This is a genomic window from Ferdinandcohnia sp. SAFN-114 (assembly GCF_059415045.1).
Map to the genome: position 1 here is coordinate 66,930 of NZ_JBPFDQ010000005.1, position 12,748 is coordinate 79,677.

The 12,748-nt window shown below is 35.5% G+C and carries 13 protein-coding genes; 9 read left to right on the plus strand and 4 right to left on the minus strand.

Annotation, left to right across the window (positions count from 1 at the left end):
- Window positions 1-36 precede the first annotated feature (36 nt).
- The 4 genes from ACR65M_RS02810 (at window position 37) to ACR65M_RS02825 (ending at window position 3,261) form a co-directional block, all read left to right on the plus strand.
- Window positions 37-792 carry a class I SAM-dependent methyltransferase gene (locus ACR65M_RS02810; RefSeq protein WP_341331264.1) on the plus strand — a complete coding sequence of 252 codons (756 nt, stop codon included), beginning with the start codon at window positions 37-39 and terminating at the stop codon, window positions 790-792.
- A gap of 62 nt (window positions 793-854) precedes the next feature.
- A complete protein-coding gene (locus tag ACR65M_RS02815) occupies window positions 855-1,205 on the plus strand; it encodes a DUF1428 family protein (RefSeq protein WP_341331265.1) in 351 nt (116 codons plus the stop codon).
- A gap of 242 nt (window positions 1,206-1,447) precedes the next feature.
- Entirely contained in the window at window positions 1,448-2,383 is a 936-nt protein-coding gene (locus ACR65M_RS02820; protein ID WP_341331266.1) for an NADP-dependent oxidoreductase, read from the plus strand.
- 374 nt (window positions 2,384-2,757) lie between these two features.
- On the plus strand, window positions 2,758-3,261 hold the full coding sequence (locus ACR65M_RS02825) for a DinB family protein (RefSeq protein WP_341331267.1): 504 nt from the start codon (window positions 2,758-2,760) through the stop codon (window positions 3,259-3,261).
- Between the two features lie 334 nt (window positions 3,262-3,595).
- Here ACR65M_RS02825 and ACR65M_RS02830 read toward each other — a convergent pair whose 3' ends face one another.
- Window positions 3,596-4,363 (minus strand): SurA N-terminal domain-containing protein, encoded by a 768-nt coding sequence (locus ACR65M_RS02830; RefSeq protein ID WP_341331268.1) that lies wholly within the window; start codon window positions 4,361-4,363, stop codon window positions 3,596-3,598.
- Window positions 4,364-4,669: 306 nt separating this feature from the next.
- Between ACR65M_RS02830 and ACR65M_RS02835 the strand changes: the two genes are divergently transcribed.
- From ACR65M_RS02835 to ACR65M_RS02845, 3 genes are all read left to right on the plus strand, one after another.
- Window positions 4,670-5,005, plus strand: coding sequence for a hypothetical protein (locus ACR65M_RS02835; RefSeq protein WP_341331269.1), 336 nt, complete (start codon window positions 4,670-4,672; stop codon window positions 5,003-5,005).
- 83 nt (window positions 5,006-5,088) lie between these two features.
- The gene (locus ACR65M_RS02840; protein ID WP_341331270.1) at window positions 5,089-5,472 is read left to right on the plus strand and encodes a DUF5412 domain-containing protein; all 384 of its coding nucleotides are present in this window, start codon (window positions 5,089-5,091) and stop codon (window positions 5,470-5,472) included.
- A gap of 164 nt (window positions 5,473-5,636) precedes the next feature.
- Entirely contained in the window at window positions 5,637-6,146 is a 510-nt protein-coding gene (locus ACR65M_RS02845; RefSeq protein WP_341331271.1) for a GNAT family N-acetyltransferase, read from the plus strand.
- A gap of 283 nt (window positions 6,147-6,429) precedes the next feature.
- On the opposite strand, the gene ACR65M_RS02850 is transcribed toward ACR65M_RS02845, so the two are convergent.
- Window positions 6,430-6,945, minus strand: coding sequence for a hypothetical protein (locus ACR65M_RS02850; RefSeq protein WP_341331272.1), 516 nt, complete (start codon window positions 6,943-6,945; stop codon window positions 6,430-6,432).
- Window positions 6,946-7,396: 451 nt separating this feature from the next.
- Between ACR65M_RS02850 and ACR65M_RS02855 the strand changes: the two genes are divergently transcribed.
- Entirely contained in the window at window positions 7,397-7,744 is a 348-nt protein-coding gene (locus tag ACR65M_RS02855; protein WP_341331273.1) for a DUF4260 domain-containing protein, read from the plus strand.
- Window positions 7,745-7,857: 113 nt separating this feature from the next.
- On the opposite strand, the gene ACR65M_RS02860 is transcribed toward ACR65M_RS02855, so the two are convergent.
- Together ACR65M_RS02860 and bla are read right to left on the minus strand one after the other, a co-directional pair.
- Entirely contained in the window at window positions 7,858-9,555 is a 1,698-nt protein-coding gene (locus tag ACR65M_RS02860) for a M3 family oligoendopeptidase (protein ID WP_341331274.1), read from the minus strand.
- 173 nt (window positions 9,556-9,728) lie between these two features.
- On the minus strand, window positions 9,729-10,580 hold the full coding sequence (bla, locus tag ACR65M_RS02865) for a class A beta-lactamase (RefSeq protein WP_440272505.1): 852 nt from the start codon (window positions 10,578-10,580) through the stop codon (window positions 9,729-9,731).
- Between the two features lie 400 nt (window positions 10,581-10,980).
- Between bla and ACR65M_RS02870 the strand changes: the two genes are divergently transcribed.
- Window positions 10,981-12,747, plus strand: coding sequence for a BlaR1 family beta-lactam sensor/signal transducer (locus ACR65M_RS02870; RefSeq protein WP_341331276.1), 1,767 nt, complete (start codon window positions 10,981-10,983; stop codon window positions 12,745-12,747).
- The last annotated feature ends 1 nt before the right edge of the window (window position 12,748 follow it).

Consider the following 12,748-nt stretch of genomic DNA (forward strand, 5'->3'; position numbering starts at 1 on the left):
TGTAAGGCATAAATTTCCAAAAGGAGAAGATGTTTGATGGAATCGACTGATAAATTCACTGATAAAGCTGAGATATATGCGAGATATCGTCCCAGCTACCCACGTGAGTATATTGAATATTTAGTCTCTGAAGCTGGCTTGAATGAGGAAAGTATAATTGCAGATATTGGATCGGGAACTGGAATATTAAGCAGGCAGTTACTCGGAAGGGGATACACGGTAATCGGAGTGGAACCCAATGATGACATGAGAAAAGTGGCGGAACAAATGGTAGAGCCTACTTCCCGTTTTACTTCGGTTAAAGCCACGGCTGAAAACACAACTTTAGATGAGAAGAGTGTAGATTTAGTGACGGTCGCACAGGCTTTTCACTGGTTTCAGTTTGAGCAGTTCAGATTGGAGTGTCAGCGGATTTTGAAAGAGGGCGCTAAAGTGGCCCTTGTTTGGAATAGCCGGGATGGGTCAAGTGATATAAACAAGGAATGCGCTGATGTTTGTAAAAAGTATTGTCCGAATTTTAATGGATTTAGTGGTGGTACGGAAGAAGCTCCGATTCCTTTTCATCAATTTTTTAAAGATGGTAATTATGATCTTAACTACTTTCACAATGACTTACACATTACTTTAGATGGGTTTCTGGGTAGGTACTTATCTGCTTCCTATTCTCCAAAGAGGTCTGACAAGGAGTATGATCCTTTCATTACGGCATTAACGAAACTATTTGAAAAACATAGCAAAAACGGTACCATCATTATGCCGAACATAACAAGGAGCTATTTGGGGCATGTGTAATCATTAATCATATAGGAAAGTGGAACCTAAGTAAGAATTTAAGAGCAGAAAGGATGATTTTTATGTACAATGTATTATATTTATACCCAGTTCTGAACCTTAAAAAGGATAGATTTATAGAAATTAACAAAAAAGCAGCTCTTATTTACAAGGAATATGGAGCTCTTGAAGATGATACGTTCCAGAGCACTTTTATTGATGGTATCTATGGTTGTAAAGGGATGGAGGCATCGGTGGAGTTGCATGAAAATGAAACCTTGATGTGCTCAGTTTCTACTTTTAATAATAAACATCACCACGATACAGTTATGAGAAAAGTTGACTCGGATATGCGAATTGAAGAATTATATCATGAAATGATTAAAGTTATTGATATGAGCCGGGTTGTTCGTGGTGAATTTGAAAAAGTTTAATATAAATATTTTGTATTTCATTAATAGATGCTTTACTTAACAAAGGAAGGAGCTGCGGCACTTCCTATTTTTTTTGAACAAACCGGGTTAATTAAACTTTAGAATCCATAAACATATTTAATTGTCTGGTATAAAATTAGTATCTATAATCGTCAGAAATCAGACTCTGACGTGAAGGAATGACTTTCCAGGAGGAAACAAATAATAAGCTGGATTATATTTTGTAAAAAGGAGTGCTGTTCATGCGTGCGGTTGTCATAAATGAATATGGTAGTAAAGATGTGCTAGTAGAGCAGGAGCTACCGAAACCAGAAATAAAACCAAACCAAGTACTTGTTGAGGCTTATGCAACTTCCATTAATCCAATTGATTGGAAGCTACGTGCAGGTTATTTGAAGGAGATGCTTGATTGGCCATTCCCTATAATTCTTGGCTGGGATGTGGCTGGTAAGATAGTTGAAGTTGGAGATGAAGTGAAGGTATTTCAAGTCGGGGATGAAGTGTTCGCGAGACCGGATACAACCCCTAGAGGTACATATGCGGAATATACAATTGTGGATGAAGAATTGCTTGCCAAAAAGCCAGGTAACTTGACATTTGAAGAAGCTGCCTCTATTCCATTAGCTGGCCTAACCGCTTGGCAGTGTTTAGTGGATAAAACAAAAGTCAAGCAAGGAGATAAAGTACTCATACACGCTGGAGCTGGTGGTGTAGGCAGTTTGGCCATTCAAATGGCAAAACATTTAGGTGCTTATGTTGCTACAACAGCGAGTGAAAAAAACGAGGAATATGTAAAAAAGCTAGGTGCAGATGAATTCATTAATTACCGTACACAACAATTTGAAGAAGTATTAAGTGATTATGATGTAGTTATTGATACAATGGGTGGCGAGATTTTGAATAAAAGCTTCAAAATATTAAAACCTGGTGGCAGACTAGTAACGATTGCCGGACAACCCGATTCAGCATTAATAGAAAAGCACCAAGTAACGGCAAGCTCTTATTGGTTAACTCCAAATGGTAAACAGCTAAGTGAAATAGGTGAATTACTTGAGAAAGGAATACTTAAGCCTCAAGTGGGTAGTGTATTTGGTTTTTCCGCAGAAGAGCTACAAAAAGCACATGAGTTAAGTGAAACAAACCATGCCAAAGGAAAAATTGTAATTAAATTTAAATAATTGGTGGTCAGTTCCCACTCGTGTAACAGGTAGTATGATTAACAATAATAATATGGAACTAATTTTAAAAAAAGAAAAAAGACTGAATTACATGTTAAGAATCAGTACTATATACTTCAGAAAAAATATATCGGGTGCGTTGATCCAATAAGGATTAAGGCCCTTTTTTTTAAGCAACCGAGAAGTTTAGTTGAATAAAGTGATAGAATCCTTGCTTCTTCTTAAACTACAAAGGTTGATTATTAGAGCTGTCACGAAGGCAGCTTTTTCTTGTTGTACTAAAGAAGGAGTTTCATGAATAACAAAATATAGGGTGAAAATATTCTTAATAATCAAGTAATATAAGATGGAAGACATGATAGAGGAGTGATTGATTGAGTGCTTTAAAACTGATTGAAACATATAAAAGCGATCTACAAAATTATACACTTGAGCAACTAAGATATATATCGGCTAAAGGGGTTTGGTCCATTGGTCAAATGTACGATCATGTGATTCTAGTTGCAATAGAGTACCTTGACAATGTGGAAGCTTGTGCAAAATCAAAGGAAGAGCAAATGCTTGGAAAAACGGATTTTGGTGAAGAATTATATAAAATTGGAGGGTTTCCACCCATTAAAATCAAGTTGCCGGACGAACTAAATACTCCACCAAACAATTCAGATAGTAAAGAAGAACTTATGAGTCGGTTAGATCAGGTGATGGAAAGGTTGAGGCAATCGGAATCTAGAGTAGATGATATTAATCCCAATTACAAAGTAAAACATGAAGGTTTTGGCTGGCTGAACGCGAGGGAGTGGTTCGAACTTGTCGGTATGCATTTTCGCCATCACTTACGCCAAAAGTGTGAACTAGAAATGGAAGTTATTCATTTATAAATTTTCCTAGTTACTAATATAGAACAATTTAAAATAGCCATGTTCCTATTAATAATTAATATCATTTGGATCGTACTTTATTTTGGCATTCTTGATTGGTGGAACAAATGAACCATACCGAGGTTTATTACTACAATTGTGGTGGTTCACTTTGTTATGTGGAAGACTAATAACTATAACAAGAACGAAGTGAAAAAAGACAAATAAAGGGCTGCTACAGCATAACGAACACGCTATTAAAAAAAGAAGATGAACACTCCATAGTTGTAGAGATTCATCTTCTTGTGTGTCTGAAGGGGGATACTACAGCCCTTTTAGTTATTATGTGTAACCTTTAAATCTTAATTTCAATCTTTGCATTTTTCTTTAACTCTTCTACATGCTGAGCGAGTTTTTCTTGCTGTTTTTGCTGTTGCAGGGATTGTTCAATTTGCGGTTTTACTTCTTCAAACTTTGGAATTTCTTGTCCAGTTGTTTTTCCCTGTTCCGCATATTGATCATACGTTTTTTGAATTTCTTCATCGGTAATTTTACCAACAGAAATTTCTTTCTCAACGTACTGGTTAAGTTTAAGTCCGTCGGCTATTTGAGTTTCAAGGGTTTTCATATCCATGCCAGTTTTTTTAAGAGCGGATTCGAATTCTTTTTCTGTTTTAAACTGTTTTTTTACTTCGTCCAGTCGCTTTTTAATATCTGCCTCTGAAACTTTATAGCTTTTTTTATCTGCTTCTTGAAGGAGAAGAGTTTGTCCGACTAAACTGTCAATGGTTTGGTTTTTTACTTGCTCTGCCGCTTCTTTAGAAGTCGGATCTTGTCCCATTTGCTGCATTTGTCCTTGTATAGATGATAAAATGCCATTATAGTCGCTTCCTAAAATTTTTGTATCATTTACGATGGCAACGGTTTTCTTTTCATCTATTTTCTGTCTTTCTAGTTTCTTTTGCATTTCTTCCATTGCTTTCTGCTGTTCCTTTTGCTGTTCATTTTCCTCTGTTTTCGTTTTATCATTATTTTTAGCTTCTGTACTTTCGTCATTTCCTCCGCATGCTGCTAAAACAACAATCATTAGACCTGTTATTAATGTAAACATCAATTTTTTCATAATAAAACTCCTTCCGAAAGCTACAAGAATAATTTTTTTCTAAAAAAACATCTTGTCCGCCATTATAAAGTTAATCCAACGGAAAAGAAACCCATGTACACTTTCTTAATATTTATAACAAGATTGAAACATTTGGTAATGAGTCATTAAATTCTGAAAAAGAATATCATAAAAGGGGTAAATTTTATGGTCCTAGAATGGGGTGCCTCTATTTATTGGAGTCATTGAAAGTTTTAATGGGATTCTTAAATACCATGTTGTAAAATGTAATTAATGGGAATTTTGTTAAAAATAAGGGTGTGAAATATGAATAGAAAACGAATCATTTACTTTACTTTAGCTATTATTCTATTTTTTTTAATTCTACCATTATCAAAACCCTCAACAGAGACATTTAATAAGTGGTTAGCGAGTAAATACGATACAGAGTGTGTTGGAGATAATTGCCTATATAATAATTCGCAGGAAAAAGTCGTTAATAGAACGAGAGACGATTATTTTTTCATAAATAAGATGGGCGTAATCCTTGAAGATGAAAGAGGTACTAGAACATTAATTGAAGGTATAGGGATATTTGGTACCTTTGTTCCCTTTACATTCAATCCAGGTTATAGTCCGGTAGTAGATATATACAAATATTAGATTAATGAATCTAATTTATTGCTTAGTAGGCAGTTTCTTTCAATAGGGTATAGAAAAAAAGAGAGTAATAGAGGAGTATTACTATGGTTCTTAAAAAGGTTAAAAGAAAGTTATATAAAAAAGTATTTATCATCATTGGATTATTAGTTATTTCATTAGTTGGGTATGGGGTGTATTGGGCATTTTTTGATATGAATCGGTTACCCACAGGAGAGTATCTTACGGAAAAGACCTCTCCGGAAGGTACTTACACGTTAAAGACATATCTTGTAGACGGTGGAGCTACTACCTCGTACTCGATACGAGGAGAACTAGTATTTAACAACAAAGATAAAAAAACAAAAAATATATACTGGAATTATCGAGAGGAAACAGCAGATATTGAATGGATTAATAACGACACAGTGATTATTAACGGACATTCTCTCGATGTACCTAAAGATAAATTCGACTTTAGAAATCAATAATTGTTTATACATGTTTTTACAAATAGGGGTGCCCCGTTTTTGACCGAATCAACTTGACATTCAACTCAGACTAATATGTTAAAAATATCAATGCACATTATGCTAAAATAGTAACATGAAAATCATGAATAATAACAAATTGACAAGTCAGCAAGGAGAATCACATGTTAACACTTTTACAAGAAGACCAATTTGAAAACCTTTATCAATTATTTGAAGATTCTTTCCCTAGTGATGAATATAGGCCTTACCACATGCAACGTTCTTTACTTTCTGCCCCTCATTATCAAATATATGTGTATGAAAAAGATCATGAGCTTGCTGCTTTTTTTGCCACATGGGAGGGACCTGATTTTATCTTCTTAGAGCATTTTGCCGTTAAATCAAGATTCCGCAATGGAGGCTTAGGGTCGAAACTCCTTCAAGCCTTTCTCGAGCAGCAGGTAAAACCTGTTGTGATTGAAATTGAACCACCTGAGGGAGAAATCGAAAAAAGAAGAGCTGATTTTTATAAACGAAATGGCTTTACCCTTAGTGAGTGGGGGTATGTTCAACCTCCATTAGCAAAAGGGCAAAGCGCCGTCTCACTTGTTTTAATGTCTTACCCGAAGCCACTACAAGAACAAGCATATAAATCCTTTAAAAACTGGGTATTTAACCACGTCTATTCATAATATTGAGTTTTTGTAGGAATTAGCTTGGTAGATTAGTATTAAAAAATCTAACCAACCCGAAAAAATCCTCCATCCGATAAGGATGAAGGATTCATAGAAGGAGATTTACATCTATCGGGAGGATTGGTCATCGACCTTCCATTGCTAGAGAGGGTAATTGGTAACAGGTAAATATGTAAATGGTAATTGGATTATTGGTTTGCCGATTGCCATTACAATTGTACGTGAGTTCACAAGAACATCTCCTTCTATGCCTTGAAGAGGAGTCTCACCACTTCAAGGTTTAGAAATACTTTTCACTATCAAAATTTAATTGTATGGAGTAGTTTTTGGCATTAATTAGATTAGATAGTCGATTAGCTTGACGATCAATTTCTAAACCTTTTAACCGGTATACTTCTGGATCAAACATCGCAACTTTAACTAGAGGTACACCCTCACTATAAGAATAAGAAAACTCCTCTTTAGGCGCTGTGCCATATACCTTATATTTACGAGCTTTTGCACGTAACTGGGTAGCGAGTTCTATTGCTTCAACAATTGTTAATTCTTCATCATTAAAAATGATTTCGTTTTCAATATTCGCTTTATATATGAGTTTGTCAAGTAATCGAACGTCTTTTCGAACTTCTTCAATATCTTGTTCGACATCAGTTAATGTACGGACTTGTTTTGGAATCTTATTTCCTTTTTCAATGTCAATAAAAGCTAGACGATCCATTTCTTCTTCTAATTCATGTATTCTTTTGGATAGTACGCTCTTTAATTTCACAGCTTCAGCAAGAGAAATTTTAGGCATGGCATTAGCTCCTTATAAAATATACATATACTTTGCTTTGAGATTAACATTCTATCAAAGATCTTTCAACAATAATAAGTAGCGCTTTACCGTTTGGGAAGGTGGGAATGAATCCTATGTTAATTACGCTTTTGGTTGTCATACCGTTATTAGGTGTTTTGTGGTTTATTAATTTTACTACTTTTTTAAAAAATTTAAAGTCCGGAAAAAGTACCCATAGACAAGATGTATTAGGACCAGTATTAACATTTATTTTTATCTTTGCACTCATGTACTGTTTTCTCGGAGCTCTCTAAATAATAAAATAGAAGAAGGAGTTATGAATGGAACAGTTTAACGTATACTTTATGAAATTATATTCTTGAGGTAACGAGCAGTAATGAGAATGAATAATTACTTTATTTAATAAAATATGAAATGACTGCTTTAAAGAGTGAGGGGATACACAGAGATGAATAAAATGATGTTACACATTGAAGGGCTAGCAGTTTTCGTGTTAAGTATATATCTTTATTCGTATAATGAGTACAGTTGGTGGATGTTTTTAATTTTATTGTTTGCACCTGATATTTCAATGATCGGCTATATGTTTAACAATAATGTTGGTGCAAAATGTTATAATATTTTTCATACTTATAGTGTGTCGATTATGATGGTAATAGTAGGTTTACTCCTAACGAATCAATTCGTGTTGGCAGTGGGGTTAATTTGGTCAGCTCATATAGGGATGGATAGAGCACTTGGGTACGGCTTGAAATATTCAACTAATTTCAAAGATACACATTTAAATAGAGTTTAAGTGTTATATAAACTGGCAGCTTTAGTACAATCATTTCATAAAAAAGGGTTTAGAGAGGAAGTTCTCTCTAAGCCCTTTTTGCAGGGTGAAGTTTGTTTACGTGGTTCACTTTGTTAACGAATATCTTGAATGACTTTTTCTAAGAATTCACCCATTCGTTTAACTGCCGGCTCTGAAAAGTCAAAATTGACTCCAGTTTCTTTATAAATAGCTGCGATTGATTGATTGTAGTCCGCACTTGCACCTTTTTTGAAGGCTTCAACCGTTTGATTAGGGTCTTTCTGATAATTCTCAAGTAATTCTAAAGCACCTAACATCGAGATAGAGTATTCAATATTATAGAAAGGTACTTCGAAATAATGAAGGGTGCCAATCCAACTCATCCCAATTTCTTCCTCTAGTCCAGAAGTATCAACAGGGTTTAAGCCATAACGTTTTGAGATTTCAAAGTATTTTTCGTCACGCTCTTTGGCTGTGTGGGTAGGGTTCGTATACATCCAATGCTGGAAGAGGTCCCCTGATAATGGTCCATATAACATTGTAAATGCGCGTCTTAACTCTTCACGCTGTGCACTGTGAAAATCCTCTTCATCTGGATAAAAACGATCTAGCTTATCCAATAAGAGCAATTCCATCCCATGAGAATACAGTTCAGCTACTTCCATTCGCTGTTGGTAGTCTTCAGTAGGTCCATGTTCAGAAAATTGAAGGTACCCATTCACCGCATGTCCCATTTCATGGATTAATGCAATTAAAGAGAAAAAGGACGGGCTAAAGTTCGCAAATACAAAGGTATCTCCTGAAACAGGTAAGGAGGTACAAAAACCACCTGGACTTTTTCCTTTTCGATCTCCAAGATCTAATAATCCATTTTCTCTCATGTAATCGAAACGTTCTGAAAAATAGGGATCTGTCTTTCCTAACATTTCAGAAACACCATCCATAAGAGTCGATACCTCAGCGTATGGTGGTTTTTTCATCAATTTCGCGGTGTTATCCCAAGGGCGATAAGTATCGACACCAAGCTTTGATTTAAATACATTGGCAAGTCGATTCCAAGCTGGGATAATGTGTTTTTCTACATTTTCATGAAAGTCATAACAATCTTGGACACTATACTCACGATTCTTGGCTACAAACATATAATCACGATAATTTTCATAACCGGCATTTAATGCGATTTGATGGCGCAATTGAATGAGTTCGTCCATGATGGCATCCATATCCGGTTTAATTTGACGAAATGCAGAACCTATCTTGTAATACGCTTTTTCTCGAATGCTTCTGTCAAGAGAGTCGAGCTGGGATTGGATAAATGGAAAAGGCTTTTCTTCACCCTCCCATTCAACTGTTAATCCTCCCATAATTTCACTGTACTTTGTACAGAGTTCTTGTTCTCTTACCATTAATGGAATATTTTCTTCTCTGAACAGTTTCACTTTGGATTCGCGAACTCGTCGCATTAAGCCGTAGCGCTTATCATCTAATTGATTAAAGAATGGAGACTCACAGACCTTCTCATTTAATTTTGCTTCATATTTCATGAAAAGTGGATGAATGACTTGCTGATCGTGAAGATACGTTGCTTTAATTTCTTCATCCTCGGTGTTTCGGTAGAAGTCTACTTGGTGACCTGTTATTGCCTCTGCAATCTTAATGGTTAAATTCTTTTCATCTTCTAACCACTTTACAAGGTCAGAAACAGAATTGATTGAAACATCAAGTAAACTTTGAAATTGTGCTTCTATCAATTCTACATCTTTTAAATCAATTAATTCTTTATAATAACTATGACGAATATCTTGTGTCATGGTTAATTCACCTTCCCTTTATATGTATATCTATAAGTATATTCTATAAATATAGTATCGAATCCTTGTTCTTACCTTGTTTTTTATAAAAAAAATATATTCAAGGGGAAAGTATTTACAATAAGGAAAATGGAGCAACCAGTACTTAAACCAGTTGCCCCGTTGAATTCATTTTATTTTAAAGCTTCTACTACGATTTTCGTAGCCTCCGCAATTAGGGTATCATCATATGTTGCGTCCTCTGAACTACGGTCAGATAGAATGGCGATAAGAATTGGATCACGTTCAGGTGGCCAAACAATGGCAATATCATTACGTGTTCCGTAACTTGCTGCCCCGCTTTTATCACCAACGACCCAGCCTTCAGGTACACCAGCACGGATTAATGTATCTCCAGTGGTGTTCCCGACTAGCCAATCGGTCATGAGTGCTCGCTTCTCTGAGGGAAGAATGTCACTAACCACGAATGTTTGTAGACTTTGTGCAAGTGCTCTCGGTGTACTTGTGTCACGAGAGTTTCCCGGAACTGTAAAGTTCAAATCAGGCTCAAAACGGTCAGACTCTGTAACCATATCGCCAATCTCCCTTAGCGCTGTTTCAAATCCTACAGGACCTCCGATTTCATTGAATAGTAGATTCCCAGCTGTATTGTCGCTGTAACGGATAGCAGCCTCCGCAATATCCTTCAATGACATTCCTGTATCCACATGTTTTTCTGTGACTGGTGAATAAGTGACTAATTCATCTTTTGTGTAAGTGATAATTTCGTCAAGTTCGTTTATCGATTTCTGTTGAAGCATTGCACCTGCAGCAAGCGCCTTGTAAGTGGAAGCGAAAGCAAACTTCTCATCTTCTCGATAGACGACACTCTTTTCTGTTTCAGTATCATATGCATAAACCCCGAGGCGGGCGTCGAACTTGCTTTCAAGTTGTGTGAACTCCTCATCTGTAGTAGTTTCTTTCTCTTTATTTGTTTCCGATGGGGAGGCTGTAGAAGTTGCTGAATCGGAGCAACCAGCTAACATGACTAGAATAAACAGAGATAGAAGTAGAGTGCCTTTAAATGTATGTAGTTTGAATAATGTATTCGTTATTTTCTTCAAAATGAATAACCTCTTTCCTAATAAATGATAAATCTAAAGAATTAATAGAGTTGATTCGAAGGAGCATCCACCTTTCTGTGATTTTGATTACACGTGTAATACAATACTACAATTGTAATCAAATGTGGTCAACCCATTTTTTAAAAGAATAAAAATTCCCAAGAAGTAGAACATTTAACTAGAAGGAGGAGATTGATAAACTTCAACTAGCGTGATATCATTTGAATATTACAGTTGTAATTCTGGGAAAAGGGATATAGTTATGAAAGATTTTGCCCTTTAGGTAGAAAGCAACGGGCAGAGATAGGGAGATGAAAATAAGATGTTTTTTACATACTTTATCATCTGTTTAACTGTATCTTCCTTAACGGTTATCGGCATCTTGTTTGTGCGGAGCATATTCAAAAAGCAATTATCTGCAAAAGGGCAATATTGTATATGGTTTTTATTGTTGATTGCATTGTTACTGCCTTTTATTCCGTTTCAATTATTACCTTTTGAACTTTCCAATATGGCTTTGGAGGTCAACGAGAGTAACGGAAGAATCCCTTCGATTGTGATTACGGAGGAAGTTCAAAACTCAAATTGGAAACAGGACTATTCCGTATCAGTTAACCGGACGAACTTTGAATATCTTAATATCATGACAGCCAGCATATGGATCGCAGGGATGCTAGTCATGACATTTTTTGCAGTAAAAGCATGGCTTGATGTAAGGAAGATTAAGAGAACAACAGACTCTTTGAAAAATAAAGATGTGCAGTTTTTGTTTGAACAGTGCAAAAAACAATTAAATATAACGGGACTTGTAGTTGTAGGAGAATCAAGGCATGTCAAATCCCCGATGACATTTGGTCTTTTTAGAAATTATGTCGTAATGCCTGCTAATTTTAACGAATGGCTGACTTTAGACGAAATCAAGTATATATTTTTGCATGAGCTTAACCACTATAAATCAAAAGATATCGCAACGAATTACTTGATTGTCATTTTTCAAATCATTTACTGGTTCAATCCAATCATTTGGATTGCGTTTCGAAAAATGAGATTAGATCGTGAGATTGCTTGTGACCATGCAGTTTTAAGTTCCTTAGATGAAAAGTGTCATAGACAATATGGGCTAACAATCATCAATTTTATCGATAAAGTTTCAAGTCAGAGAACCGTTAAGTTAGCCAATCAATTTAATGGCTCCAAAAAACAAATCAAAAGTCGCATAAAGCGAATTGCTTCATTTACAAAAGAATCAAAGATTTTGAAGCTGAAAAGCACAGTGATTATTACGATTTTAGGAGTATTGGTTATTAGTCAGGTTCCATTCATTTCTGCAATGGCTCAAGATAACAATCATTATGATTTTGAAAATGAAAATACCCTTTATATGGATCTTAGTGAGCATTTTACTGGCTATGATGGAAGCTTTGTCTTATATGATCTCCAGGCTGATCAATATCAAATATATAATAAAGACAAAAGCACCTTGAGAGTATCACCGAATTCTACTTACAAGATTTATAGTGCATTAATTGGACTGGAGTCTAATCTGATTTCTGATGAAAATTCTACGATAAAATGGGATGGCACAAAGTATCCCTTTGATTCTTGGAATTCAGAACAAACTGTAACAACGGCCATGAAAAATTCAGTGACATGGTATTTTCAGGAGTTGGATCAAAGAAATCAGGCAGAGAGTATCTATTCATATCTTAAGCAGATCAATTATGGGAATGCTGACATGTCTGGGGGAATCAATCAATACTGGCTAGAATCATCATTAAAAATTTCTCCAGTGGAACAGGTCCAGCTATTAAAAGATTTGTATACAAATCAACTAGGGTTTAAGGAAAAAAACTTCCAGACTGTTAAAGATGCAATTAAGCTTGAGGAAAAAAATAAGGAGATTCTTTCTGGTAAAACGGGAACAGGAACTGTTAATGGCAATGAAATAAACGGTTGGTTCATCGGATATGTAGAGAAAGGGCAAAATACGTATTTCTTTGCAACCAATATACAACATGAAGATAATGCCACCGGAAAAAAGGCGGCAGAAATAACGTTATCCATTTTGCACGAAAAGGGAATCTATTAAG

What these genes read in the sequence shown, in the direction of transcription:
- ACR65M_RS02810 (WP_341331264.1), top strand. Translation starts at nt 37, where the DNA reads ATGGAATCGACTGATAAATTCACTGATAAAGCTGAGATATATGCGAGA.
- ACR65M_RS02835 (WP_341331269.1), top strand. Translation starts at nt 4,670, where the DNA reads ATGAATAGAAAACGAATCATTTACTTTACTTTAGCTATTATTCTATTT.
- ACR65M_RS02855 (WP_341331273.1), top strand. Translation starts at nt 7,397, where the DNA reads ATGAATAAAATGATGTTACACATTGAAGGGCTAGCAGTTTTCGTGTTA.
- ACR65M_RS02815 (WP_341331265.1), top strand. Translation starts at nt 855, where the DNA reads ATGTACAATGTATTATATTTATACCCAGTTCTGAACCTTAAAAAGGAT.
- ACR65M_RS02860 (WP_341331274.1), bottom strand. Translation starts at nt 9,555, where the DNA reads ATGACACAAGATATTCGTCATAGTTATTATAAAGAATTAATTGATTTA.
- ACR65M_RS02830 (WP_341331268.1), bottom strand. Translation starts at nt 4,363, where the DNA reads ATGAAAAAATTGATGTTTACATTAATAACAGGTCTAATGATTGTTGTT.
- ACR65M_RS02840 (WP_341331270.1), top strand. Translation starts at nt 5,089, where the DNA reads ATGGTTCTTAAAAAGGTTAAAAGAAAGTTATATAAAAAAGTATTTATC.
- ACR65M_RS02850 (WP_341331272.1), bottom strand. Translation starts at nt 6,945, where the DNA reads ATGCCTAAAATTTCTCTTGCTGAAGCTGTGAAATTAAAGAGCGTACTA.
- ACR65M_RS02845 (WP_341331271.1), top strand. Translation starts at nt 5,637, where the DNA reads ATGTTAACACTTTTACAAGAAGACCAATTTGAAAACCTTTATCAATTA.
- ACR65M_RS02820 (WP_341331266.1), top strand. Translation starts at nt 1,448, where the DNA reads ATGCGTGCGGTTGTCATAAATGAATATGGTAGTAAAGATGTGCTAGTA.
- bla (WP_440272505.1), bottom strand. Translation starts at nt 10,580, where the DNA reads ATGTTAGCTGGTTGCTCCGATTCAGCAACTTCTACAGCCTCCCCATCG.
- ACR65M_RS02870 (WP_341331276.1), top strand. Translation starts at nt 10,981, where the DNA reads ATGTTTTTTACATACTTTATCATCTGTTTAACTGTATCTTCCTTAACG.